The sequence below is a fragment of the Pseudomonas rhodesiae genome (genome assembly GCF_007858255.1).
GTDB classification, from domain to species: Bacteria; Pseudomonadota; Gammaproteobacteria; order Pseudomonadales; family Pseudomonadaceae; genus Aquipseudomonas; species Aquipseudomonas rhodesiae.
This window is the reverse complement of record NZ_VFEU01000009.1, coordinates 178,674-203,195: the sequence shown is the minus strand read 5'-3', so window position 1 is coordinate 203,195 and position 24,522 is coordinate 178,674. Positions and strand designations below refer to the sequence as shown.

The window sequence follows — 24,522 nt, the reverse complement described above, 5'->3', positions numbered from 1 at the left end:
CTCCTTGCGGGTTTGCTTGCGCTTGCCAGCGTACTCGGCGTCGGCGAAGGTCATCTGCTTCATCGGGAAACTCGGTGGGTGGGGTCGCGGTATTTTGCCAAATCAGAAAGTCTTTTTCAGAGTTTCCCTAGGTATTTGCGCTGTTTGGTGCCTGGGATCGGGATGATGTAGTCACCTTGGGCCAATACCCAGGCCAAGGCCAGTTGCCCGGCGCTTACGCCCTTATCGGCGGCCAGGCTGCGCACGTGCTCGACCAATTGCAGATTCTTCGCGAAGTTATCCCCCTGGAAACGCGGGTTGGAGCGGCGGTAGTCATCGGCGCTGAAGTCATCCGGGCTTTGCAGCGTGCCGGTGAGAAAGCCGCGACCCAACGGGCTATAAGGCACGAAGGCAATCCCCAGGCGCTGACAGGCGGCGAGACAGCCGTTGCTTTCCTGGTCGCGGCTCCACAGCGAGTACTCGCTTTGCAGGGCGCTGATCGGGTGGACCTTATGCGCACGCTCCAGAGTGGCGGCCGAGGCTTCGCTCAGGCCCAGGTAACGCACCTTGCCCTGTTTGACCAGCTCGGCCATGGCGCCGACGCTTTCCTCGATGCTCACCTGCGGGTCGATGCGGTGCTGGTAGTAGAGGTCCAGGGTGTCGACGCCCAGGCGTTGCAAAGTGCCGTCGATGGACGCGCGGATGTACTCGGGGCTGCCGTTCACACCGCGCGAAGCGGGGGTGGCCGGGTCGCGGATAATGCCGAATTTGCTGGCCAGGAACACCTGGTCGCGCTTACCGGCGAATGCCTTGCCCAGTAATTGCTCGTTGGTGTGCGGGCCGTACATATCGGCGGTATCGAAGAAGCTGATCCCCAGTTCCAAGGCGCGGTGCAGGGTGGCGATGGCTTCGCGGGTGTCGCTGCCGGGGCTATAGAAATCGCTCATGCCCATGCAGCCAAGGCCGATGGCAGAGACGAGGGGACCGTGTGTGCCAAGTTGACGAGTGTGCATCTGTGGGACTCCTGAGTTGGGAAGGACTTCATTGTTATCCTCGACAAAACCGAGATAAAGCGGCTAAAAGCACTATCACTGTTTGTATTTTCTAAATAATCCACACGGAGCCAGCCCTTGGATCGTTTCAACGCTATGCGTGTGTTCACCCGTATCGTCGAACTGGGCGGCTTCGCCAAAGCCGCCGACAGCCTGCAACTGCCCCGCGCCTCGGTGACCATCCTGATAAAACAACTGGAAGCGCACCTGGGGGTGCAACTGTTGCAGCGCACCACGCGGCAGGTCAGTCCCACCCCGGACGGCACCGCGTACTACCAGCGCTGTGTGCAGTTGCTGTCAGACCTGGAAGAAACTGAAGCGGTGTTTTCCACCCGCCGTCAGAACCCGCGCGGCACCTTGAGCGTGGACATGCCCTCGGGCATCGGCCGCTTGATCGTGATCCCCGCACTACCGGCCTTTACCGCGCGTTACCCGCAGATCGAACTGGACATCGGCTTGAACGACCGCCCGGTAGACTTGATCCGCGAGGGCGTGGACTGCGTGCTGCGCGGTGGCCTGGCCCTGGACGAGTCCCTGGTGGCACGGCCCCTGGCGCTGATGGATCAGTTGACTCTGGCAAGCCCTGCCTACCTTGAACGCATGGGCATGCCCGTTGATCTGGACGACCTGGCGCGCCATCACATGGTCGAGTACGTCTCCAGCGCCAGCGGCAAGCGCTTCGGTCTGGAATTTTTGATTGACGGCCAAGTGCGCCCGTTCGACTTGCCCAAGCGCGTCGCGGTCAACAGTTCCGACGGCTACTTCGCCGCGTGCGAGGCCGGTTACGGCTTGATTCAGGCGCCCCATTACCACGCGATGCGACAACTGACCGAGGGATGCCTGGTGGAGGTGCTGCCACATTGGCCAGTGCCGAAAATGGCCCTGACCGCGCTGTACCCGCCCCATCGCCAGTTGTCGTTGCGGGTACGGGTCTTTGTGGATTGGCTGGTGGAACTGTGCGCTACGTCTGGCACCGGTTTGCAGCGTCAGCCTCTGGGGCTGGGGTGATCGATGGGCCCTCAGCCTGACTGTTCGGCAGGCTAGGGTGTGTGCGTTTCTACGGTTTGACAAAAATTTGCAAGTCGCCGGGCGCATCCTCGGGGCGCAAGGGAAGGGCGGGGTCGGGGGTATGGCCTTTGACCTTCAAGCCGATCTGTGACTTCACGTGGGAGTTGTTGGAAACACCAACGCCGATGCTGCCCGTCAACTCCGCGAGACCCGGGATGCCTTCGCTGGTGTTCATGTGCGCGTTGCCGACCAGCGCCACCCACTTTTCCGTCCCGGAGTTGGCCTGGATGGTTTCTGCGGCGTAATAGTTGAACTCACGTAGCCGGGTCGTTGAGCCGTTGCCCGCCGTGGTGGGCAGGTTGACGCCGCGTAGATCCTTGTGGCGCGTCAGGTAGTAGTGATCAAGGGGCAAGACTTCGATGCCGTGGGCCTTCAGTTTTTTGCACAGTTGCTCGAAGGTCGGGTGGGTACGCGGTTGCCGGGATCGACCGAGGAGGCCGATGCCGTCGTCCATCAACCCTTGGGGCATATCGATCAATCCTTCGAAATAGACCTTCGTGACACCGGCGCTCTTGAGGGTAGTGACGTTGTCGTAAAGCACCCTGAAACTTGCCATCTGACTGTGGGACTCACCCAATACCACGCCGGGCGAGACCTTGAGGGTTTCCGTCAGCAGCTCGGATGCGGGGACCTGCTTGGGCACCTGTGGAATGGCAGGGCGAGGTGGCAGGCCATTTTGGTCGATGGCCTCGTAATACTCAGCCATCTGTTCGTTGAACCGTCGCACGGTCTCTGCCTTGGTGTCCGGTTTGAAATGGTCGGCTTCCAGTCTGCCCCGCATGCTTTCCACATAGTCACCCGAGGGCAAAGGTTTTCGCGGCCGCACAGGGCGCCCATCGGTGCCCACCAGGTTATTCCGATGGCCGTGGAAATGTTTGGGCGGGTGCACGGGGGCCAGGGTGTCCAGGGGGGTGAAGCCTTCCAGGGGAGGGCCGTAAGGCATGGCTTTGGCCGGGTCGTACGCGTAGCGCTGACCGTTGGACACAATGGTATCGGCTTCATAGACTTGGTCGTCGATTTTGAAAGTGCCATACGTGACCGGACCGTGTTCGGCGCTGACCCGCTTGGTCAAGTCGTACCCGCCGCTTGCGCCCCTGACGCGTTTGACCCCATTGCCGATCAGCCGCGAGCCTTCCTCAACCAGGCTGCCCAGCCCGCTCAATGGGTTCAATTCACTGACGACGGTGGTTCCGAGAATCTTTGCCACCTTCGCGGCTTTGCGGGTCGTGTTCACCGCGCTGGCCGCGACCTTGGTGACCCTGCTGGCGGCCCCGGCAGCGCCGGTGACGAAACCGAAAATATCCATGCCCAGATCGAACGTCCCTTCCAGGTAATTGCCGTCACGAAAGTTCACGATGGCCGCGCGCAGCGGCACCAGGTCGAGAAAAAAATCGGCCAGCTTCCACTCGTTTTCCACGTGCTGATCGTGGCGGGTGGTGCCTTTGGCGCGCTTGACCGCATCCTCGCCATCGATGTCCAGATGTTCGACGAATACATCCGCAATGGCCTGGGTTCGCGCGCTTGAAAAGCTGGCGGGGATGGGCAGAGGAATGCTCACGCCCTTGTTCAAGTCCAGAGCCGATTGGCTGACGTGGGCGGGGGTGAAACGCTCTATCGGATACACCAGGCTGCCGTTACGCGGCCTTGGTTGGGTCAACACCGTGTCGCGGACCCGGCTGATGGCGCCCTGTTTCAAGTCAATTTCGTAGACCTTTTCTCCATCAGCGCCTGTGGCTTTCATCAGCAGCTTGGGGTTTTTGCGCTCAAGGGTTCGGGCGGTAAAACCGGTACTCAGCCTATAGGTCGGGTTCTGGTAGAACTCCAGTTTTGCGTATTCCAGAGTTTGCCTGTCTTCTAAAGGCAGCCGAGCGATCAGCTGCTTGATCGTTGTGGCAATGCCCTTTTTGCGCAGATCGACGGCGTGGGCGAACTGCTCGTTGAACACACTGTTGACGTCAAACGTCATGGATTTGCCCCGTGTGGCCTCGATCACACGCGGGTCTTGGCTTTCCCACTGGTAGGCGTGCAGCCCGCTCATGGCGATATCCAGCAGCGAATGGCGGCCGGCCGGGGCGCGATTGGGGTTATACAGCGGCTCGTCATGGGGCTGGGTAGTGGCTTTGACCGTCAGCAGTTTTTCTTCAAATGGCACGTCTTCACCAAACCGCTCCTTGAGCTTGGCCAGGGCAATCGCGCGACGGCTTGGGATTTCGGTGTCGATTTGCACCGAGGCTTCTAGGCGTTCGTTGGCCTGGGCATTGAACGCGCTGCGAACCTTCTGCTTATCCGCGGGGCCGTAACGGTCAGCTTCTTGCGCCGACAACGTGCCGCTGACCAGGCCCCAGACCCGCAAGGCATCGGATTGGGCCTGCTGGGTGACGGTCAGGTCCTGCAGACCGGCGCTTTCGGCCTCCATCATGACTTGGGCAAAGGTCATGTTGGGCACCTTGCCCGGCGTCTGCGCTTCAATCGTAGCCGCCGCGACCGACAGGCTGACCCAGGCCGGGCTGCCGTAGGTGACGCTGTCGGGGAGGTCTTTGATCAACAACTCGGGGGCCTTCCTGGCCAGTAACAGGTGAGCGGCAACTGTTGCCATGGCAGGTGTGGCATCGCCTTGCTCGACCAGATGGGCGCTCAACCCATCGCGTATCGCCGACGCCGGTTTGCCCCAATGCTCGGTTTGCGTCAGGTCGAAATCGGCCACCTTGTTCCACGCGGGTGCGTCGAGGGATTGCGGGTCCAGTACCAGATTTATGGCTGCCAACACATAGTCGCTTGCGCTGGTTGCGGTGGCGATGCCGTTGAGCTGAGTCTGTAACGCTTGCCCCATGGCTTGAGCGCGTGGCGTGCTCAGGAGGGTTTCCAGCGCATTGGCCGGATCATCCATGGCCTGGGCGCTGAGCGGTTGGTTGCTGTTCAGGTACTCCAGAATTCCCAGACTCGGCCCCATGCGCGGCGGGTTTGGGTGGCGCATGGCGTAGTCCCTGGCGCTCGCCAGCACGGTGCGCTGCGCCTGCACGCTGAGTTCAAGCGGCCACGACAAGCTGCCGCCGAAGTTGCCCAAGGGATGCTCCCGAGCCCTGTCGAGCACCGCATCGGCTAGGGCGACGAGGCTGAAGTGGTTAGTGGGTAGGCTCAAGCCATATGCGGTGATGAAGGCTTCAAGGGTGAGAGGGGAGTCTCCCGGTGGGGGGAAGGCGGATGCAGGATGTGCTTGCATCGTGCTGGTTTTCAGCGCCGTGCGCACGGCCTGGGGCGTCGCCTGCGGCCCAAGGCCCTTCGCGGTTTCGTTGAGCTGTTGGCCCAGCGTCCTGAGGTTGTGCCGGTCTGCCAACGCGTTCGCCAGGGCACCGCCGGCAGGCGCGGCGCTCGCTGGGGCCTGTTGTGCGATGGCTGCGGATTGAACCCTGGCCAGCGGCTGCAATGGAGTTGTGTGAGGATAGAGGGGCGGTGAAATACGCTGAGGGTTGAGGTGCAGTGCAGGAGCGGATGCAAGACTGTTCATATGCGGGTACCTTTTCCAGACATATCAAGAAAAAGCGCCTGTCTTTGGGAGGTTCCCTGTTCCCCAGGCACCCCCGTTGGTTGCGGAAAACGCCCGCGCAAGTTCCGGCTGTGCTGCTTGCACTGTGTATGCCTTCGTGTCCGTAGCGCATGGAAAAGTTACCCGGCCCCACGTAATGCCAGAGGTCACCGCCTCGAACAAGCCAAAGCCTCTCATCGTCTGTAACATAGACGCCCACCGCGCCCTGTTCGGCGCAAGGCCGTAAATACAATCTTCAGATTCAGGAAGTCGTGATGACGCAAAAGCAACGTTTGAAATATTCGATACTGATTGTCTTGGTGGTGCTGGCGACGATGTTTGGCCTGTCTTACCTGCAGAGCATCGGGTCTATCAGTGAAAAAACGTTCCAGACCATCGCCATTGCCGTCGCGGTGGTCGTGGTGGTGCTCAACGGCATCATGCGGCGCAAGGTCAAGCCGTAAGTCAGGCGCTGTTGTCGAGCACCTTGGCAGCCTCTTCGTGGAGGCTGTAGCTTTTGTCCGCATTGAGGGTGATCACGCCCTCGCTGCACAGCCGTTTGAGTACTTCGCGCACGCTGAGAAACGACAATGGAATGCCCAGCGCCAGCAAGTGGCTGTGCACGCCGCGTACCCCGAGGGTGCGCTGGTTGTCGGCGGCGGTGAGCAGGGCGTCGATGACCTTCAGCCGGATCAGGCTGGTGCGCAGACCAAAACATTTGAGCAAATGACGAATACGCTGGTTGCCTTGCTCCGGCGTCTTGCCGAAGGCGGTCGTGCCGCTGCCGAAGTTGGCATCGGCGGCCGAGAGATGTCCTTCCGTGGGCACTTGCGGGTTGTACATGCAGAAAACTCCTTATCAGAGCCTGATCAGGAAAATGATGGCGCTCTTATTCAATAAGACGAACGAGCGAGCGAAATCATGAAGCGCCGAATGTAGAAATTTCGTCGGTATCGGTTTTGTCACAACCTGCGCGCTAAATTCCGCGGGCCGATGTGCGTTCTTACGGTGGGGTGGTCGCCCCGCGTAAAGACGTTCCATTTGACGGCGGAGTCGGTGTGATTATTAACAACAGGTTGTCCAGGGTATGTGCGCTCGGAGTATTGCTGGGCATCAGCCTGGCCGCATCGGCGCGCGAGCAGGCCACGCAAGCCTCCGCTGAGATCCGGCGCACCGGTTTCGGCGTGCCGCATATCCGGGCCAGTGACGAGCGCGGTCTGGGCTATGGCATCGGATACGCCTATGCCCAGGACAATATGTGCCTGCTGGCTAACGAAGTGGTGACCGTCAACGGCGAGCGCGCGCGTTACTTCGGGCCCGAGCAGGCCACGCTGGAGGAGCGCAACAACCTGGCCAGCGATGTGTTCTTTCATTGGCTGAACACGCCTCAGGCGGTTGCTGCGTTCTGGAAGGCGCAGAGCCCGCAGATCCAGCAACGCATCGAAGGCTACGTGGCCGGCTATAACCGTTATCTGCAAGAGCGGGGCGCGCCGGCCCAGTGCCAGGGGGATTGGGTCCGACCGCTGGTGGCCGAGGACCTGGTCAAACTGACCCGCAGGCTGCTGGTGGAAGGCGGTGTCGGCCAATTCGCCGAAGCCTTGGTGGGCGCAACGCCGCCTCAGGCGAGCGCCAGTGTGCAGCCCGACGCCAAGGCTTTCGCACTGGCCGCCGCGCAGCAGCAACGCTTCAGCCTGGATCGCGGCAGCAACGCCGTGGCGGTGGGGCAGGAGCGCTCGTTCAACGGGCGCGGCATGTTGTTGGCCAACCCGCATTTTCCGTGGGTGGGCGGTATGCGTTTTTACGAGATGCACCTGACCATTCCCGGCCAGTTGGATGTCATGGGCGCTGCGTTGCCAGGGTTGCCGGTGATCAATATCGGTTTTAACCAGCGTGTGGCGTGGACCCATACGGTCGATACGTCCAAGCATTTCACCTTGTACCGCCTGACCCTGGACCCGAACGATGCCACGCGCTATCTGCTCGACGGTAAATCCATCGCGCTGGATAAAACCTCGGTGGCGGTCAAGGTCAAGCAAGCCGATGGCAGCCTCAAAGAAGTGAACCACACGCTGTACAGCTCCCAGTTCGGCCCTGTGGTGCAATGGCCCGGCAAGCTCGATTGGGACCGGCGCTATGCGTTCAGCCTGCGCGACGCCAACTTGGGCAACGACCGCGTGCTGCAACAGTGGTACGCCATGAACCAGGCCGGTAGCGTCAAGGCGCTGCAAACCTCGGTGCAGAGCTTGCAAGGCATCCCGTGGGTCAACACCCTGGCCGCCGATGACCAGGGCCAGAGCCTATACATGAATCTGTCGGTGGTGCCCAACGTCAGCGCGGCCAAACTGGCCCAGTGCAGCGACCCGCGCGCCGGTTTGCAGATGATTGTTCTAGACGGCGCCCGTAGCGCCTGCGCCTGGGATATCGATCCGAAGGCCGCTCAGCCGGGTATATTTGCGGCCGATCAACTGCCGCAGTTGCTACGCAGTGACTACGTGCAGCACTCCAACGACTCGGCCTGGCTGGCCAATCCGCAAGCGCCGTTAAGCGGCTTCTCGCCGGTGATCAGCCAGGAACGCATCGGCCTCAGTCCGCGCGCGCGCTTCGCCTTGCAGCGCTTGCACAGCCTCGGCAGCCGGCCGATCAACGCCGCTGACTTGCGCAATATGGTGATGGACAACGAGGTGTACCTGGCCGGGCAGGTCATGCCGGACCTGCTGGAATTCTGCGCCAACCACCTCGCGACTGACGCGCAGACCCTGCAACCGCTGTGCGACAGCCTTAAAACCTGGGACCGCCACGCCAACCTCGACAGCGGCGTGGGGCTGGTGCACTTCATCAATCTGATGGAGCACCTGCAACAAACCCCCGATGCCTGGCGCGTCGCCTTCGATCCGAGCCAACCCCTGACCACCCCACGGGGCGTGGCTATCGAGCGTCCAGCGGTAGCTAAGGCTGTGCGCGAAGCGATGCTGGCCTCCGCCGCCGACGTTGCCAAGCGCGGGCTGACGTCCACAAGTACTTGGGGGGATGTTCAAGTATCCGGCCAAATCCCGATTCACGGCGGCCCTCAAGAACTGGGCATCTACAACGCCATGCAAAGCGTGCCCCGCAGCGATGCTAAACGCGAAGTGATCAGCGGCAGCAGTTACCTGCAGATCGTCACCTTCGACGACCACGGCCCCCATGCTGAAGGTGTGTTGGCATTCTCCCAATCCAGCAATCCTGCCTCCCCCTACTTCAAGGACCAAACCGAAGCATTTTCCAAGAAAACACTCAGCCCGCTCCCGTTCACCGACGCCCAAATCCAGGCCGACCCACACTACCGCCAGCAAGTCATCAAGGAGTGAACCCAACCTGCAAGCCCTTGATGCCAATGCGAAATATTTTTGAAATCAAGGGGTTGCAGGTCCCGGCAAATGAGTACATAATGGCGCCCATCGAACGCATCGAAGCTTAAAAAACTTCAATGTATTCAATGAGTTAGAGTAGAGGCAGGCTTTACACAGCCCACTCAAGTTTGCATACGGTGAGTGCCAGCAATCAGGGCATTGATCGTCTGAGGCCGAGTAGCAAAATGGTTATGCAGCGGATTGCAAATCCGCCTACGCCGGTTCGATTCCGACCTCGGCCTCCACTCTTAAAGCCCCGTAGATCAATGGTCTACGGGGTTTTTTATTGCCTGCGATTTGGGATCGTTTCCGCAACCCTACCTTTTTCGGGAAACTCAAGAGGCCGTTATCGGTACGGTTCTCCTTGATGGGAGCGTGGGATTGTGCTTGAGACTAAGGGGGCTAAATGCCACTAACGGCCAGAAGCAGCCACTCGGCCCACGGCACCAAACGGTCCAATGAGCTCAAAGGTGAAGATGGAATCTCGATTGAGAAGGCCAATTAGCTCGGCGATCAGACACTGGCTGCTCGAAAGCACATCACTACCCAGCATGGACAAGGCATACTGCCACTCTGAGAAACTGCTTGGATGGCTAAGAGGGTTTACCAGCCATGCCGAAACGCTTAAGAATGTAAGTAGCCCAGAGGCGCAAGCGGCCCGACAGGCAGCTTTAGATACTTTAAAACGTATCTCCGACCTCTAAGTGGTGCGGGTATATGAAAAAGACAATTCGTCAAATAGATGAGAGTAATGGGTTTAAGTGGGAAGTTGAGCCTGATCCTGATGAGTCTGCGCTGGAGTCATGGCACAGGTCGATTCTGGACACTCCGATAACTGAGCTCGATATCGGCGACCTTTGCAGATCGGTCAGGCAAGATATGTATACGTCGGAATTATTGCCTGTCCTGGTTCGCGAGTTGGATAAGGAAGTGCTGGTGGGATTTCTGGATGACGCCGAGTTGCTAAAAGGGGTCTCAAAATTATCGGAGGCAGTTTGGGCGAAAAATTTGCTGCTGACGCAAAAAATGTTGAATATTCTGAGGCGAGATAAAGAGCTTATTGCTTTGGAGCCTCGCGCTGTCGAATATGCTGCGGCGCTAGAGAGGAAACTGCTGGCAGTGCTTAATGGTAAATGACACAAGAAGGAAAGGGGGAAAGGGGGACAGATTTGAATGGCACTTACTTGACAGCTAATAGGCTGATCTGATCACAAAAAAAGGCCGCCCCCGGTCTACGGTGATGTTGCGAAAAGGTCAGTTACATAAAAAGAGCTATGCACAGCCGCATCTGCGCAATTGTATGACCGATATTCGATCCATCCATCCCGACCAGAGCAGCAGGGAATTTATCTTGTGATCTGGTTCGGTGGCGATGAACTGGTCGCAAACAAAAAATACAACCTTAAACTCCGCTTCGGAACTTAAGGCCAGTAACAACGAGACGCTCTTGCCTGATCTAGTTGGGCTAATTTATGTGTTCGCCTTGGACGTTTCCGAGTCCTAAAGTTATACCTGAAACGCAGATACGAAGACTATATGCAACAAACCCAGGATATTCGAAAAATAGCACTCAGAGTCGTCCAGATTTTTTATGCGATTGGTGCAGTGACAACGCCTGCTAATTTCAATCTCAGGCGCGTACTTTCCCGACGTGGAATTCTCAGTCGACTTTTTCAACAGAATCGGCCAATAACTGACTTTCTAATTGGAAAGGCCGAGCTGGAATGGCTGATAGGCAGCTAGTACGCTTGAGTCCCTCTAATGATAGCCATGCGTTCTCATCGTACTGGTAGCCGCCATAATTACACTCCAAGATCTGCCCTATCTTGGGTTCAAAGTTAATAGCCATCAATCGCCCTTATTGCTGGATTGCTGGCAGAATTCATGATGCTACAGCGCCACGCATTTCGCGCGAAGGAGTGCTGGGCATATCCATGCGATGGGTTGCTGCGAAGTTGCGTGAGCGAGTGACGCCCGATTAGCGTCCCATGAGTGGATAGTGTTCGATGCGACACGGATGCGGGTGGCCGTCGCCCTTGCAAATGCCATCCAGATACCGGTAGTCAATCTGCACCGACTGGCCTTTTCGAGGCCATTGCCGACGCGGGAGGGTGTTCTGGTAATCGGTGGTTTCCGGGGTGAAGGTGACCGTCGAGCCTTGCTGGGGACATTGCGTGGTGGTTGAGGTCGGGGTGACCTTGAGGATCCGCCCCTGCAGCTGTGGGTACGGTTGTTTCAAGACGTTGACGATCTGTAAGTCCAGCCGGCAAATCTGCCAGCTCGCCGCGTGGACGGTGCTGCACAGAGTGGTGAGCGCAAGGGCCAGCGCTGCGTATGTTTTCATGGGGTAAATGTCCATATCCTTGGAACAAGCAACCTGGCAAGGCCCTGAACTTCCGTCAGCTTCTGGCTGATTTAGTCCTTGGCGCAGGGTCAGTTGGGGAGTGGCAGCACTATGCCAATTACCCAGTGGCCAATACAAGTCTTAGTACTTTAATGTTCCCCTGTGGCGAGGGAGCATGCTCCCGCTGGGCTTAGAGGGTCTTCAATCCCCCCCCCAGTAAACTGGACGGCGAGAGGGAGCCAATAGGGATATGGGTGTAAGCAATAAGCCAGAATGACTTTAGATATGCAGTCGCATGCTGTGAGCTTCGACTATCGGGCTGAATCAGAACCGCGCTGGCGGTCCGCTTTTGGCCGATTTCTGCCTATCGTACAATTGGCAACGGGTCATTTCGTAGGCTTCACAATTTCACCGACTCGTCGATAAACCTTCTTGGTCATTTCCTCTGTGGAGTGACCTAGTACGCGGCTCGCGTGCGTTAGCTCGATCTCGCTAGCAGCTTTGGGCCGCATGCCCTTGAATGGAACTGACGAATGCTCGTTGCCAGCAAGGGACCATCATCAGCTGACGCTTTGACTGCTGCCTTCTCTCGTGCGCCGGTCCATCGATAACGGATTTGATTCCGCCATCCTCCAAGCGAAGACGGAGACGTTTTCGGTCTTGCCCTGACCAAACAGGGAAAAAATAATGGGGTGAGACCACATTTAAACAATGGTGATCTGACCCCAATTTTCTTTCGTGGACCGGTGTGGAGCGCGGCCGCCTCAGGCTGGGTTACCTGGCAAAACCGCTAATGCGTCCGCCTCCGTTATTTAAACAACCCACCAATCGCATTGATCGCGTCCGCCGCCTTGTTCACGTTCTGCTGGCGTTGTGAGCTGGTGTCCACTTGAGCTTGGGTGTTGTAGGTGGAGTTGGTGCAGCTTTTATTGGTTTGGGTCAGTGCCGCTTGGTAAGCGGTCGCGCGCAGGGTGTCGCCTTTGGCGTTGGCGGCGTTGATGTTGGCTTGAAGGTCGCGGATTTGTTGCTGGCAGGAGGCGGCGTTGTTGGTGTTGCCGGCGTTGCTGTTATTTGCGCCACCCAGTGCGGTCGACAGGGCGCCGGTGAGGGCCGATAAGTCTGCGGCGTGGGCGGGCAGGGTGAACAGGCTGAGCAGAACGGCGGTAGGTGCGAGAGTGGACAGGCGCATGGCAAACCTCAATGTTTGATTGCCTGCGCAGGTCAGTGGCCCCGGGCTGGCGCATGGCAATTTCCCTATAGATGAGCGCCCAGGTGCGGCGAAATATTATTTGCTCAAATTTTGAGCTTCAACGCTGGGCCTCTCTAAATGTGATCGATTTCACAGTTTGGATTTGACTTCGGACCGGCTGATGCGCTCCTGTTTCACCTCCTGCGCATAACCCGTGAGCTTGCCCTGCTGGGCCGCGAGCAACTCACAGACCTTCTTCAGCGCCGCTGCCTGTTTAGGCAATGCGCCATCTGCCGCCAGGGTCGCTAGCTCCACTACCGACCAGCCGATCACCGCCGCCGCATCTTCCAGGTCATAGAACAGTTCCTGCTGGGCGGTTCGAAGGCCATCCAGATCATTTATTAATTCCGCCATCTGCTTCTCCGCTATTGCGCATTAAACCGTCGGTAAAACTCAGGCAAAGAAAAGCCCGCGATGGGGAGTGCGGGCTAAAAGGGATGTTCATTAGGAGCTGCTGGATTCACCTTAGGCGATCATCTGTGAAAGGTTTGTGAAACTGCATGGCAATGTGCGCCAAAAGTGTATGCCTCGATCCGCGCCTGGCTGTACGGGGCATTCGCCGGGATAAATCACTAGTGTTCCAGGCTTGCCCCACCTTTGTCCGGATACCTCGCGATGGTCATGTCTAGCAGTTTGTTGTCAGCCTTTGTGCTGTTTGCCTTTGTCTCTTCGATCACCCCCGGCCCGAATAACACGATGTTGCTGGCTTCGGGGGTGAATTTTGGTTTTCGCCGCTCCATACCCCATGCGCTGGGCATCAGCATCGGCTTTATGCTGCTGGTGATTTCAGTCGGGTTGGGGTTGGGCGAGGTGTTCAAACTGTTTCCCTGGGCCTACACCCTGCTGCGCTACGTGGGTGCGACGTATCTGCTGTATTTGGCGTGGAAGATCGCCACGGCAGGCGGCATGTCCGACAGCACGGACGAGCGCGGCAAACCCATGACGTTCCTCGCCGCCGCCGCGTTCCAGTGGGTGAACCCCAAGGCCTGGATCATGGCGTTGGGCGCGATCACCACCTACACCCCCGCCGAAGGCTACGTGACCAACGTGCTGGTGATTGCATTGACGTTCGCCGTGGTCAACCTGCCCAGCGTGTGTGTCTGGTTGGGCTGCGGCACGGGGCTGCGCAACTTGCTGCGTGAACCGCGTTGGGTGCGTGTGTTCAACGGGGTGATGGCCGGTTTGTTGGTGTTGTCGCTGTACCCGATGTTCTTGGCCGGGTAGGCGTTCAGACCGGCGAGATGGTCGCCAACAGGCCAATGCCGATGGTCAGTACCAAAAAACCGAACAGGAAGAGCGCCATCTTGGTCATTGGACCTCCGAAGGGAAGGGGAGTGGGAACGCTGGCCATTGTCCGCCCGGGCAGGTTTTCGGTACAGACGCAGATAACAAAGAAAAAACCGTATCAGATGCACCAGTCGCGCTTCTACACCGGGCTTTGCAGGGCGTCGGGTTTTTCCAGATCAGTGCTTGAGACAGACGACGCTTTTGCCCCTAAGATGGCGCCCACGGCATCAACACAATAAGAGTGGGCCAACCCTCGATGGAAAGACGTCAATTCAGCGGTGGCATGAAGGGCAAGAACCTGCGCTACCTTAACGAAACCTCCCAGCAACTGGCGTCGGTCACCCGCGTCGGTTTTCTGTTGCTCGAACATTTCTCCTTGCCGGCTTTCACCCAGACCCTCGACACCCTGGTCACCGCCAACCTGCTGCGCCCCGAGCTGTTCGCCACGCGCACCTTTGGCTGTGACGATGGCGAGGTTATCAGCGACCTGGGCCTGGTGATTCGCCCGGACGCATGCTTGGACGCGTCCGTGCTGCACGAACTGGACCTGCTGGTGATCTGCGGTGGCTTTCGCACTGAGCTCAAGGCCAGCGAAGACTTCATCCACCTGTTGCGCAGCGCCGCCGAGATGGGCGTGGGCTTGGCCGGGTTGTGGAACGGGTCTTGGTTTCTTGGGCGGGCCGGGCTGTTGCAGGGCTATCAGTGCGCCATTCACCCGGAACATCGCCCGGCCCTGGCCGAAGTGTCCAAGGCCGCCAAGGTCACCAGCGAACCCTTTGTGATCGACCGCGACCGCCTGACTGCATCGAGCCCCTCGGGCGCATTCCATATGGCGTTGGACTGGATCAAGAGCCTGCATGGCAAGGCGCTGGTGGAAGGCATCGAAGACATCCTCGCATTTGAGGAGTCACGCTATCGGCGTATCAAGCCGACTGAAAACATCAGCGTCAGCGCCCCGCTGCGGGAAGTGGTCAAGCTGATGGACGCCAACCTCGAAGAACCGCTGGAACTCGACCAGTTGGCGGTCTACGCCGGCCGCTCGCGGCGGCAGTTGGAGCGCCTGTTCAAGGAGCAACTGGGCACCACGCCGCAGCGCTATTACATGGAGCTGCGTGTGACCGAAGCGCGCCGACTGCTACAGCATACCGAGCTGTCCCAAGTGGAGGTGCTGGTGGCCTGCGGGTTCGTATCGCCGAGCCATTTCAGCAAGTGCTACAGCGCCTACTTCGGCTACCGCCCCTCGAAAGAGAAGCGCCTGGTCAAGTAGCATGGGCACCGTCTGGAATTTTTCCGAGGAGTGCCGATGTCGATCACCTTGAAGGACCGTTACCGTGGCAGCTTGCTGGGCCTGGCCTGCGGCGATGCTGTGGGGACAACCCTGGAATTCAAGCGCCGGGGCAGTTTTGCGCCGATCACCGATATGGTCGGCGGCGGGCCGTTCAATCTCAAACCGGGGCAGTGGACGGACGATACATCCATGGCTCTGTGCCTGGCCGAGAGCCTGCTGCAAAAAGGTGGGTTCGATGCCCGTGACCAGATGGGGCGCTACCTCAACTGGTGGCAGTGGGGCTATTTGAGTTCGACCGGTGACTGTTTCGATATCGGCATGACCGTGCGCGAGGCGCTGACGCTGTTCCAGAACACCGACAACCCGTTCGCCGGCTCAACCGATCCCTATTCGGCCGGCAACGGCTCGATGATGCGCCTGGCGCCCGTGGTGTTGTTTTATTACCCGGACCTGCAAAACGTCCGCACCTTCAGCGTCGACAGTTCCCGCACCACCCACGCCGCCCAGGAAGCCATTGACTGCTGCCTGGTGCTGGCACAGGCCATCTGTAATGCCCTCGGCGGCGCGTCGAAAGCGCAAGTGCTGGAGTTGGCCGATGTACCGTTGATGGCACCCAAGGTGAAGGCCATTGCGGCAGGCGGGTACCGTGACAAATCCTGTGCCGAGATTGTCGGCTCGGGCTATTCGGTGGCCTCCCTGGAAGCTGCGCTATGGTGCTTTGATCACACCGATAGCTTTGCCGATGCGGTACTGGCGGCGGCCAACCTGGGCGATGACGCCGACACCACCGCCGCCATAGTCGGTCAATTGGCCGGTGCTTATTACGGGGCAGCGGCGATTCCCTCCGAATGGCTGGGACGGTTATGGATGGCGGATGAGATCCAGGGCATGGCCGACGGATTGTTCAACGCCGCAGGTCATGCGGCCTGACACACGTCGCTAAAAACGCTCCAGCCGATAAGGCGCCAGTGCCGGCAACCCTGCTGGCATTGGCCCGTCTGCCGCCAATCCGGCGACCATCTCTGCCGTAATCGCTGCCTGGGTCAAGCCCAGGTGCTGATGCCCGAAGGCCAGGAGTACCTTGTCGTCGGCCACCCGATCGATGATCGGTAGCGAGTCGGGTAGCGACGGTCGAAAGCCCATCCACGGCGTGGCGTCCCTGGCGTCCAGTTCTTCGCGGAACAGCCCATGGCTTAACCGCTGCAACTGCCACGCGCGCTGCATATTGGCGGGGCGTCCGAGCCCGGCGAACTCCACCGTACCAGCCAGGCGCAGGCCGCCGGTCATGGGGGTCATGATGAATTTGCGCTCCAGGGAGGTCACGGCGAACGGCAGGCGCTGATGCTCATGGGGCAGCATCAGGTGGTAGCCGCGTTCGGTGTCCAGCGGGATGGCTTTACCGGTCAGGGTCGCTGTCAGCGCCGCCGAATGCGCGCCGCAGGCGATCAGCACCTGACGCGCCAGTAGCGGCGCGTGTTCGGTGAACAGGCAGACGCCCTCGGCATCGACTTGCCCGCTGACCACGCGACGCCGAAGAAACTGTACGCCTGCAGCTTCAGCGGCGCAGACCAGTTCGCCCACCACGTGGAACGGGTCGACAAAGTGCCCGGTGGCCGGGAAGAACAGCCCCCCTTGTAGGCGTTCGCTCAACTGCGGCGCCGCCGCGCGAATCGCCTCGGCAGACCAGTACTCCACCGGCACGTTTTGCTGCTGCATGCGGTGCTGCAACCCCTGGATATCCGCCCGCGACTCGGCCCGTTCGAACACCAGGAGTGAGCCGTTCTGGCGCATCAGCTGTGGCCGATCCAGGCTGGCCAGCAAGCGTTGCCAGGCGCCCAGGCTTTGCTCGTTAAGCGCACGAAGGCCGGCCACCGTGCGCTGGTAAGGCGCCGCGCGCAGGTTGAGCAGCAGACGCGTAAACCAGGGCAGGGCGCGGGGCAGGTAGCGCCAGTCCAGGCGTAGCGGGCCCATGGGGTCCATCAGCATGGCGGGCAGGCGCTTGAGAATCGAATAGTCGGCGATCGGGAATACCTGCTCGGTGGCCAGGTGCCCGGCGTTGCCATAGGAGGCGCCCATGCCCGGGGCTTGCGAATCGATGACCACCACCTGGCGGCCCTGGCGCGCCAGCTGCAACGCGCAAGCCACGCCGATAATGCCGGCGCCGACCACCACGATATCCCTACGGCTCATCGGCTATGCCTCTCTCTGTGCGTCGGCCAAGGCTTTCACGTTGCGCCGGTTGACCATCGCGGCGATCACGGCGGCGCGTACGCACTCAGGCACAATGCTGCTCCGCCGACCAGTTGGCGTACCACTGGCGGAACAACGCGAACTGCTGCTCGGCATAACGCCGCTGGGCGTCACTGAGCACGTCGGTCGCATTGAAGTGCAGGTCGTAGCCTTTGTCGCCGTTGAGCACCATCAAGTATTTGTAGTACAGCACCAGGTCGCAGCCTTCATCGAATGATGACAACACCGCCAGCGCGCTTTCCAGTTCGCGGGCCAGGCGTCGCGCCTTGGCATCGCCCTTGGCCGCCTGCTGGCTCAGCGTCACCAAGTGCAGCACTTCCCGCGGCAGGGCATTGCCCACACCGGTGATGGCGCCGGTGGCGTTGCAGTTGACGAAACCGTGCACCACCTGGGTGTCCACACCCACCATCAGGGTCACGCTATCGTCCTGGGAGGTGATGTGTTCGGCGGCGTAGCGCAGGTCGGCGCCACCACCGAATTCCTTGAAGCCAATGAGATTCGGGTGCTCGCGGCGCAGTTCGAAGAACAGCTCGGCGCGGGTGGCGAAGCCGTAGTAGGGGCTGTTGTAGATCACCGCCGGCAGCTCCGGCGCGGCATTGAGGATGGCCGCGAAGTGCGCCTTTTGTGCGGTGACGGACGCACCACGGGACAGCACCCGAGGAATCACCATCAGGCCATGGGCGCCGACCTTGGCAGCATGGGCGGCGTGGGACACCGCTTCACGGCTATTAACCGCCCCCGTACCGACAATGGTCGGCACGCCAGCCGCTACCAACCGCGCCACACCTTCCTGGCGTTGGGCTTCGGTGAGCAGCGGCCAGTCGCCCATGGAACCGCAGTACACCACAGCGCTCATGCCGGCTTCGATCAGTTCGCGGCCCTTGGCGACCAGCGCATCGAAGTCCGGTTGGCGCTGGGCGGTGCAAGGGGTCATCAGGGCCGGGATGCAGCCGGCGAAAACGCTGTCGCTCATGGTCGTACTCCTTCAAGTCAAATGGGGGTGGGCTTAAATGCCCCAGGCGAAAGGGTCTTGCTCGTCGATCAGCAGCACGCTGTCGGCGGTCATATAGGCGCGGCCGGTAATGAAGGGGATGACCCGCTCGCCGTCCCATTCGTAATGGCCCGTGAACTGGCTGCCGGTGATGCTGGCCTGGGTCCATGTCTGGCCGGGCGCGAGTGTTCCATCGGCGGCCAGGCACGCGAGTTTGGCGCTGGTGCCAGTGCCGCAGGGCGAGCGGTCGTAGGCTTTGCCGGGGCACATCACGAAGTTGCGGCTATCGGCGTCGGGATCGCTGGCGAACAGTTCGATATGGTCGATCAGCGCGCCATCGGCGCCATGGATACCCTGGTTTTTCAGGGCCTTGAGCATCGCCCAGGTGTACTCGGTGAGGGCGTCGACGTTGTTCATCTCCAACGACTTGCCATGCTCGGAGACCAGGAAAAACCAGTTACCGCCCCAAGCGATATCGCCCTTGACCACGCCGTGGCCGGGCACATCCACCGCCACCTGGTGGCGAAAACGGTAGGCCGGTACGTTGCGCAGGGTGACCGCGCCGTCCTCGTGCAGCGTCGCGTCCACCGGGCCCACCGGCGTGTCAATCATGTGCACTCCCGGTGCGATATGCCCCAAATGATGCAGCGAGGCGACCAAGCCGATGGTGCCGTGACCACACATGCCCAGGTAGCCGGCGTTATTGAAGAAGATCACCCCACAGGTGGCGCCCGCTGTGACCGGTTCGCAGTACAGCGCGCCGACCAGTACGTCGTTGCCACGGGGCTCCAACAGGCAGGCGCGGCGCCACTGATCGTGTTCGTTGCGCAAGCCATCCAGCTGCGCGGCAATGCTGCCGCCGCTCAGGGCTGGAAAGCCGCTGAGGATCAGGCGCGTGGGTTCGCCGCCGGTGTGGGAGTCGATCACATGCAATCGTTTCATCAGACGCTCCAATCAATGAGTGGCCGGGATCAGTTGCCGCCGAAAGAACGCGGTTCCCAGCAGCACGTAGAGGGCGGTGGACAGTAGCGCCGAAAAGATCAACGCAATCGGGTCGGTGCGCTGTGGGTTACTGGAGCGCCATCCACGGCCCTACAGTGAACTCACCGAGGCACAGGCGATTGATGGTTTACGCGGCCATCAATGACGAAATCGGCACAGTTTGACCTGGCTCGACAGTGCGGCGGGCATCATGCAATCTGCTACGCGAAAAGGCTCAACCGGGGAGACGATCATGCTGCACAGCGTATTTGCGGGCCTTTGCCAGGGTGAGGCAGCCGCTCGCCCCGACAGCCTCGAACAGCTGGTAAGCGCCGTCGCGCAGTTGCTGCCGATGCTGGATGTGATCCCCAACGCCGCGATTTTCATCAAGGATATGCAAGCTCGCTACGCCCTGGCCAACCGCACGTTGGTGCAGCGCTGCGGCCTCAAACAGCTGCAACCGCTGCTGGGCAAGACCAGCGCCGAGGTGTTCCCCGCCCAACTGGGGCCGGGCTATACCGAGCAGGATCGACGGGTGCTGGAGGAGGGCTTGGTGCTGGCAGATCAACTCGAACTGCACCTGTACGGCAGCCGCGAACCGGGGTGGTGCTTGACCCACAAATGGCCGCTGTACAACCGTGGGGGCGCGATTATCGGCCTGGCCGGTATCTCGGTGGACCTGCAATCGGCCAGCGAAATCCACCCGGCCTATCAGCGCCTGGCCGCCGTCGATGAGCATATTCGCCGCCACTTCAACCGCCGCGTCACCCTCGGTGAGCTGACGCACATCGCCGGCATTTCCGTGGCGCAGTTGGAGCGTTACTGCAAGCGCGTCTTCAACCTGACGCCGCGCCAAATGATCCAGAAAGTACGCTTGGAACACGCCCACCGCTTGCTGCACAGCGAACTGCCGATCACCGAGGTCGCCTTGCAGTGCGGCTATACCGACCACAGCGCGTTTACCCGGCAGTTCAAGGCGTCCACGGGGTTTACGCCGCGCCAGTACCGTCAGGCGACGGGGGGAGGGCCCGCGTTGGCGTGATTGCAATGCAACGAATGGCGCCCGTGCCCCTCATATGCTTACGAGTCACTTTTTACGACGACAGGTATCAAGCTTATGACGGCGGCGGACAACACCCATGTGAACTGGCTGGTGGAACAATCGATGCTGCACGCGGCGCGTCAGCGCGCCAAGCTCTATTCGGGGCAGGGTCGGATGTGGCAGCAGCCGTACGCGCAGACGCGGCCGCGGGATGCGTCGGCGCTGTCTTCGGTGTGGTTTACCGCGTACCCGGCGTCCATCGTGACCCGCGACGGCGGCACGGTCCTGGAGGCGCTGGGGGATGAAAGCCTGTGGCACGCCTTGTCGAAAATCGGCATCCAGGGCATTCATAACGGCCCGTTGAAAAAGTCCGGTGGCCTTAACGGTACGCGACACACGCCGACCATCGACGGCAATTTCGACCGCATCAGTTTCGAGATCGACCCACAGCTGGGCACCGAGGCGCAATTGCAGGCGCTGACACGCATGGCCGCTGCCCATAACGCGGTGATTATCGATGACGTGATCCCGTCCCACACCGGCAAAGGCGCGGACTTCCGCCTGGCCGAGATGGCTTACGAGGATTACCCCGGCCTCTACCACATGGTGGAAATCCGCGAGGACGACTGGCCATTGCTGCCCGACGTGGCCGAGGGGCGCGACGCGCAGAACCTCAGCCCATTGCAGGTGGACGCGCTGCGCGACAAGCACTACATCGTCGGCCAGTTACAGCGAGTGATTTTCTTCGAGCCTGGCGTCAAGGAAACCGATTGGAGCGCCACCCCGGTGGTGGTCGGCGTCGACGGCAAGCCGCGCCGCTGGGTGTACCTGCATTACTTCAAGGAAGGCCAGCCATCGCTCAACTGGCTCGACCCTTCGTTTGCCGCGCAGCAAATGATCATCGGTGATGCGCTGCATGCCATCGACGTGATGGGCGCGAAGATTCTGCGCCTGGACGCCAACGGTTTTCTCGGTGTGGAGCGCAAGCTTGAGGGCGGCGCATGGTCCGAAAGCCACCCGCTGTCGATCACCGGTAACCAGCTGATCGGTGGCGCGATTCGCAAGGCCGGCGGTTTCAGCTTCCAGGAGTTGAACCTCACCGTGGATGACATCGCCTCCATGTCCCACGGCGGCGCCGACCTGTCCTATGACTTCATCACCCGGCCGGCGTACCAGCACGCCCTGTTGATGGGGGATGCCGAATTCCTGCGCTTGATGCTGCGCGAAATGCACCGCCAGGGCATCGACCCCGGCTCGCTGATCCACGCCCTGCAAAACCACGATGAACTGACCCTGGAGCTGGTGCACTTCTGGACCCTGCATGCCCATGACAGCTTCCTCTATCAGGGCCAGACCTTTCCCGGCAATATCCTGCGCGAGCACATCCGCGAGCAGATGTACGAGCGTCTGACCGGCGAACATGCGCCGTACAACCTCAAATTCGTGACCAACGGGGTGTCCTGCACCACCGTCAGTATCATCACGGCGGCGCTGGGTATTCGTGACCTGGACGCCATCACGGCGGCGGATATTCAGCAGATCCAGCAGATCCACCTGTTGCTGGTCATGTACAACGCCATGCAGCCTGGGGTGTTTGCGTTGTCCGGTTGGGATTTGGTGGGCGCGCTGCCGCTGGCGGCGGATGAGGTGGCGCACCTGATGCAGGACGGCGACACGCGCTGGATTCATCGCGGCGCCTACGACCTGGTAGACCTGAACCCGGAAGCGCAACTGTCCGCCGGCCTGATGCCGCGCTCAAAGAGTCTATACGGCAGCCTGAACCAGCAATTGCAAGACCCGCAGTCATTCGCCTCGCAACTGCAGAAAATTCTCGCCGTGCGCCGCGCTTATGACATTGCCGCCAGCCGCCAGACTCTGGTCCCGGATGTGGAGCATCCAGGGTTGCTGATCATGGTCCACGAACTGCCGGCGGGTAAGGGCACGCAAATCACCGCGCTGAACTTCGGCGCCACGCCCATCACCGAAACCTTGCACCTGCCCAACATTGCGCCGGGCCCGGTGGTGGACATTATTAATGAGCGGGTCGAAGGCGACCTGACCGAAGACGGGGCCTTTACCATCACCCTGGATGCTTACGAGGGCCTGGCGTTGCGGGTGGTGAGCAGCACGCCGATGTAGGAGAGGGCGTCGCTTCGCGTCTCAGCGCGGGGCTTGCCCTGATGCCAGTCAGCTAAGGCTCAGTTGATCCAGCCCAGGCAATGGGTATCAAAAGTGGGAGGGGGCTTGCCCCCGATGGCGGTGTGTCAGTGGCAGAGGGGCTGACTCACCAGTGCTATCGGGGGCAAGCCCCCTCCCACATTCCCGCTCACCGCAAAAATGCCCAATGGGCCCGCAAGCGTCGGGCCGATGGGGTCTTCCGGAGGGCATCAGACCACGAAGCGATTGACCAACTGGTTCAGGTTCGCCGCCAGCTTCGACATCTCGCCACAGGCGCAGGCCGTCTGGCTTGCACCAGCGGCGCTTTGGGTGGCCAGTTCGCGGATGCTCACCAGGTTGCGGTCCACTTCACGCGCGACGTGGGATTGCTCTTCCGAAGCGGTGGCGATCAGCATATTGCGTTCGTTGATCTGGATAATCGCCGCTGCAATCTGATCCAGCGAACTGCTGGCTTCCTGGGCCACGCCGAGAGATACGGTGGCCAGTTCCTTGCTGGTGCCCATGGCCTTGACCGCGTCGTCGGATTCGTTCTGGATCGCGGCGATCATCTGCTCGATCTCCTGGGTCGACACCTGGGTACGGTGCGCCAGCGCGCGGACCTCATCGGCAACCACCGCGAAACCACGGCCTTGCTCACCGGCACGCGCGGCTTCGATAGCGGCGTTAAGGGCCAGCAGGTTGGTCTGTTCGGCAATGGCGCGGATTACTTCCACCACTTTACTGATGCTCTGGGCGCGGTTGGACAGGCCCTGGATCTGCTCGCTGGTGTTTTCCACATTACCCGACAGTTTTTCGATGGAGCGCAGCGTCTGCGTGACACGCTCCAGGCCCACTTCGGTAAAGCCCTGGCTGCGTTTGGATTCCTGGGCGGCGGATTCGGCGTTGCGCGCCACTTCATCCACGGCCGCGCTCATTTCGGTAACAGCGGTGGCCGCCTGATTGACTTCATCGTTTTGCGATACCAGGCCACGGCTGGACTGTTCGGTGACGGCGGTCATTTCTTCGGAGGCCGCAGCCAGCTGGGCGGACGAGTCGGAAATCTGCAGGATGGTGTTGCGCAGGTTGGTCTGCATCTGCGCCAGCGCTTTCAACAGTCGACCGGCTTCATCCGTGCCATGCACACTGACTTCTTTGGACAGGTCACTGTTAGCAATACGTTCGGCCACCGACAGGGCATCGCCAATGGGCGAGGTGATGCTGCGGGTCAGCAGGAACGCCAGGCCGGCGGTCATCGCGATCACCAGTGCGATCAAGCCAATTACCAGCCAGGTGCCGGCGTTGAAGGTGTCCGTGGCGGTTTGGCCGGCTTTCGCTGCACCTTCGTTGTTGAAGTCGGTCAGGGCCTTGATCTGGCCTTCCATGGCATTGGTCAGCGGGCGGATGCCGCTGGCGACCAATTTGACGACGCCAGCGGTGTCACCCTGCTTAAGCAGCGGCTCCAGCGCGTCGAGCTGTTTGGAATAACCTTCAGCTGAGGCTTTCACGGCCGTGAACAGGACACGCTCCTGATCGCTTCCAATGAGCTGCTCATAGTCGGATATCGCATCGCTGAATGCTTTGCGATAGCCCGGAAAATCCGCCAGCGTCTTCTGAATCGTTTCAGGGTCGGCCACGGCCCGCTGGGTTTCCAGGCGCAGGCGCAATACCGTCGAGTTCATCAGAGCGGTTTGGCGGATGCTCGCCATCCAATTGAGTTCCACATCCTTTTCCGAGTCACGCAGCTTGCCCATTTGCAGAATGGCAATTACGCCGAGTACCAGCACTAAGGCGATGATCGCGGAAAAAAACAACGTGGCACGGGGGGCAAGGTTCAGGTTTCTCAGGCGCATGGGGCGTACTCATAAGGAGGAAAGCGAGCAGTTCTTACAAGCTATCGGCCAGACGCCGCAAAATTGAATACC

General features: G+C 60.4%; 18 protein-coding genes, 1 tRNA gene and 1 pseudogene. 10 read left to right on the top strand and 10 right to left on the bottom strand.

Annotated elements, in window-relative coordinates; all coding sequences use genetic code 11:
- Positions 1-128: 128 nt before the first annotated feature.
- Positions 129-992 (bottom strand): annotated as a pseudogene (locus FIV35_RS16020) (aldo/keto reductase); the annotation flags it as partial.
- Positions 993-1,109: 117 nt separating this feature from the next.
- Here FIV35_RS16020 and FIV35_RS16015 point away from each other — a divergent pair.
- Complete coding sequence (locus tag FIV35_RS16015; protein WP_034138243.1) at positions 1,110-2,039, top strand: LysR family transcriptional regulator; 930 nt, start codon at positions 1,110-1,112, stop codon at positions 2,037-2,039.
- A gap of 49 nt (positions 2,040-2,088) precedes the next feature.
- Here the strand turns inward: FIV35_RS16015 and FIV35_RS16010 are convergent, their stop codons facing one another.
- Complete coding sequence (locus FIV35_RS16010) at positions 2,089-5,604, bottom strand: membrane-targeted effector domain-containing toxin (protein WP_146375013.1); 3,516 nt, start codon at positions 5,602-5,604, stop codon at positions 2,089-2,091.
- 293 nt (positions 5,605-5,897) lie between these two features.
- On the opposite strand from FIV35_RS16010, the gene FIV35_RS16005 reads away from it, so the two are divergent.
- Positions 5,898-6,086: a hypothetical protein gene (locus FIV35_RS16005; RefSeq protein ID WP_034098077.1), complete on the top strand. Its 189-nt coding sequence runs from the start codon at positions 5,898-5,900 to the stop codon at positions 6,084-6,086.
- Between the two features lies 1 nt (position 6,087).
- Here FIV35_RS16005 and FIV35_RS16000 read toward each other — a convergent pair whose 3' ends face one another.
- On the bottom strand, positions 6,088-6,465 hold the full coding sequence (locus FIV35_RS16000; RefSeq protein ID WP_034138242.1) for a hypothetical protein: 378 nt from the start codon (positions 6,463-6,465) through the stop codon (positions 6,088-6,090).
- Between the two features lie 215 nt (positions 6,466-6,680).
- Here FIV35_RS16000 and pvdQ point away from each other — a divergent pair, with 215 nt between their 5' ends.
- From pvdQ to FIV35_RS15985, 3 genes are all read left to right on the top strand, one after another.
- Positions 6,681-8,969: a bifunctional acylase PvdQ gene (gene pvdQ / locus FIV35_RS15995; RefSeq protein WP_034138241.1), complete on the top strand. Its 2,289-nt coding sequence runs from the start codon at positions 6,681-6,683 to the stop codon at positions 8,967-8,969.
- Between the two features lie 213 nt (positions 8,970-9,182).
- Positions 9,183-9,256, top strand: a tRNA-Cys gene (locus FIV35_RS15990).
- Between the two features lie 472 nt (positions 9,257-9,728).
- Positions 9,729-10,148 (top strand): contact-dependent growth inhibition system immunity protein, encoded by a 420-nt coding sequence (locus FIV35_RS15985; RefSeq protein WP_052198950.1) that lies wholly within the window; start codon positions 9,729-9,731, stop codon positions 10,146-10,148.
- Positions 10,149-10,989: 841 nt separating this feature from the next.
- Here the strand turns inward: FIV35_RS15985 and FIV35_RS15970 are convergent.
- The 3 genes from FIV35_RS15970 to FIV35_RS15955 all read right to left on the bottom strand — a co-directional run bounded on the left by FIV35_RS15970 (position 10,990) and on the right by FIV35_RS15955 (position 12,958).
- The gene (locus FIV35_RS15970; protein WP_034138146.1) at positions 10,990-11,355 is read right to left on the bottom strand and encodes a hypothetical protein; all 366 of its coding nucleotides are present in this window, start codon (positions 11,353-11,355) and stop codon (positions 10,990-10,992) included.
- An 808-nt stretch (positions 11,356-12,163) separates the two neighbouring features.
- A complete protein-coding gene (locus FIV35_RS15960; RefSeq protein WP_034138014.1) occupies positions 12,164-12,544 on the bottom strand; it encodes a DUF1090 family protein in 381 nt (126 codons plus the stop codon).
- A 150-nt stretch (positions 12,545-12,694) separates the two neighbouring features.
- Complete coding sequence (locus FIV35_RS15955; RefSeq protein ID WP_034138015.1) at positions 12,695-12,958, bottom strand: hypothetical protein; 264 nt, start codon at positions 12,956-12,958, stop codon at positions 12,695-12,697.
- 261 nt (positions 12,959-13,219) lie between these two features.
- Between FIV35_RS15955 and FIV35_RS15950 the strand changes: the two genes are divergently transcribed.
- The 3 genes from FIV35_RS15950 to FIV35_RS15940 all read left to right on the top strand — a co-directional run bounded on the left by FIV35_RS15950 (position 13,220) and on the right by FIV35_RS15940 (position 16,109).
- On the top strand, positions 13,220-13,828 hold the full coding sequence (locus FIV35_RS15950) for a LysE family translocator (protein WP_034138016.1): 609 nt from the start codon (positions 13,220-13,222) through the stop codon (positions 13,826-13,828).
- Between the two features lie 346 nt (positions 13,829-14,174).
- Positions 14,175-15,158: a GlxA family transcriptional regulator gene (locus FIV35_RS15945; protein WP_047882161.1), complete on the top strand. Its 984-nt coding sequence runs from the start codon at positions 14,175-14,177 to the stop codon at positions 15,156-15,158.
- Positions 15,159-15,194: 36 nt separating this feature from the next.
- The gene (locus FIV35_RS15940; RefSeq protein ID WP_034138017.1) at positions 15,195-16,109 is read left to right on the top strand and encodes an ADP-ribosylglycohydrolase family protein; all 915 of its coding nucleotides are present in this window, start codon (positions 15,195-15,197) and stop codon (positions 16,107-16,109) included.
- A 9-nt stretch (positions 16,110-16,118) separates the two neighbouring features.
- Here the strand turns inward: FIV35_RS15940 and FIV35_RS15935 are convergent, their stop codons facing one another.
- The 3 genes from FIV35_RS15935 to FIV35_RS15925 form a co-directional block, all read right to left on the bottom strand.
- Positions 16,119-17,369 (bottom strand): NAD(P)/FAD-dependent oxidoreductase, encoded by a 1,251-nt coding sequence (locus FIV35_RS15935; RefSeq protein ID WP_034138018.1) that lies wholly within the window; start codon positions 17,367-17,369, stop codon positions 16,119-16,121.
- An 85-nt stretch (positions 17,370-17,454) separates the two neighbouring features.
- Entirely contained in the window at positions 17,455-18,402 is a 948-nt protein-coding gene (locus FIV35_RS15930) for a dihydrodipicolinate synthase family protein (protein ID WP_034138019.1), read from the bottom strand.
- 33 nt (positions 18,403-18,435) lie between these two features.
- Positions 18,436-19,362: a 4-hydroxyproline epimerase gene (locus FIV35_RS15925; protein ID WP_034138020.1), complete on the bottom strand. Its 927-nt coding sequence runs from the start codon at positions 19,360-19,362 to the stop codon at positions 18,436-18,438.
- Positions 19,363-19,654: 292 nt separating this feature from the next.
- On the opposite strand from FIV35_RS15925, the gene FIV35_RS15920 reads away from it, so the two are divergent.
- Together FIV35_RS15920 and treS are read left to right on the top strand one after the other, a co-directional pair.
- Positions 19,655-20,443: an AraC family transcriptional regulator gene (locus FIV35_RS15920; RefSeq protein ID WP_034138021.1), complete on the top strand. Its 789-nt coding sequence runs from the start codon at positions 19,655-19,657 to the stop codon at positions 20,441-20,443.
- A 75-nt stretch (positions 20,444-20,518) separates the two neighbouring features.
- Positions 20,519-22,582, top strand: a complete 2,064-nt coding sequence (treS, locus tag FIV35_RS15915; RefSeq protein WP_034098058.1) for a maltose alpha-D-glucosyltransferase — start codon at positions 20,519-20,521, stop codon at positions 22,580-22,582.
- 248 nt (positions 22,583-22,830) lie between these two features.
- Here the strand turns inward: treS and FIV35_RS15910 are convergent, their stop codons facing one another.
- Positions 22,831-24,393, bottom strand: a complete 1,563-nt coding sequence (locus FIV35_RS15910) for a methyl-accepting chemotaxis protein (RefSeq protein WP_375538202.1) — start codon at positions 24,391-24,393, stop codon at positions 22,831-22,833.
- Positions 24,394-24,522 lie beyond the last annotated feature (129 nt).

What these genes read in the sequence shown, in the direction of transcription:
- FIV35_RS16010 (WP_146375013.1), bottom strand. Translation starts at nt 5,604, where the DNA reads ATGAACAGTCTTGCATCCGCTCCTGCACTGCACCTCAACCCTCAGCGT.
- FIV35_RS16005 (WP_034098077.1), top strand. Translation starts at nt 5,898, where the DNA reads ATGACGCAAAAGCAACGTTTGAAATATTCGATACTGATTGTCTTGGTG.
- FIV35_RS16000 (WP_034138242.1), bottom strand. Translation starts at nt 6,465, where the DNA reads ATGTACAACCCGCAAGTGCCCACGGAAGGACATCTCTCGGCCGCCGAT.
- FIV35_RS15985 (WP_052198950.1), top strand. Translation starts at nt 9,729, where the DNA reads ATGAAAAAGACAATTCGTCAAATAGATGAGAGTAATGGGTTTAAGTGG.
- FIV35_RS15970 (WP_034138146.1), bottom strand. Translation starts at nt 11,355, where the DNA reads ATGAAAACATACGCAGCGCTGGCCCTTGCGCTCACCACTCTGTGCAGC.
- FIV35_RS15960 (WP_034138014.1), bottom strand. Translation starts at nt 12,544, where the DNA reads ATGCGCCTGTCCACTCTCGCACCTACCGCCGTTCTGCTCAGCCTGTTC.
- FIV35_RS15955 (WP_034138015.1), bottom strand. Translation starts at nt 12,958, where the DNA reads ATGGCGGAATTAATAAATGATCTGGATGGCCTTCGAACCGCCCAGCAG.
- FIV35_RS15950 (WP_034138016.1), top strand. Translation starts at nt 13,220, where the DNA reads ATGGTCATGTCTAGCAGTTTGTTGTCAGCCTTTGTGCTGTTTGCCTTT.
- FIV35_RS15945 (WP_047882161.1), top strand. Translation starts at nt 14,175, where the DNA reads ATGAAGGGCAAGAACCTGCGCTACCTTAACGAAACCTCCCAGCAACTG.
- FIV35_RS15940 (WP_034138017.1), top strand. Translation starts at nt 15,195, where the DNA reads ATGTCGATCACCTTGAAGGACCGTTACCGTGGCAGCTTGCTGGGCCTG.
- FIV35_RS15935 (WP_034138018.1), bottom strand. Translation starts at nt 17,369, where the DNA reads ATGAGCCGTAGGGATATCGTGGTGGTCGGCGCCGGCATTATCGGCGTG.
- FIV35_RS15930 (WP_034138019.1), bottom strand. Translation starts at nt 18,402, where the DNA reads ATGAGCGACAGCGTTTTCGCCGGCTGCATCCCGGCCCTGATGACCCCT.
- FIV35_RS15925 (WP_034138020.1), bottom strand. Translation starts at nt 19,362, where the DNA reads ATGAAACGATTGCATGTGATCGACTCCCACACCGGCGGCGAACCCACG.
- FIV35_RS15920 (WP_034138021.1), top strand. Translation starts at nt 19,655, where the DNA reads ATGCTGCACAGCGTATTTGCGGGCCTTTGCCAGGGTGAGGCAGCCGCT.
- treS (WP_034098058.1), top strand. Translation starts at nt 20,519, where the DNA reads ATGACGGCGGCGGACAACACCCATGTGAACTGGCTGGTGGAACAATCG.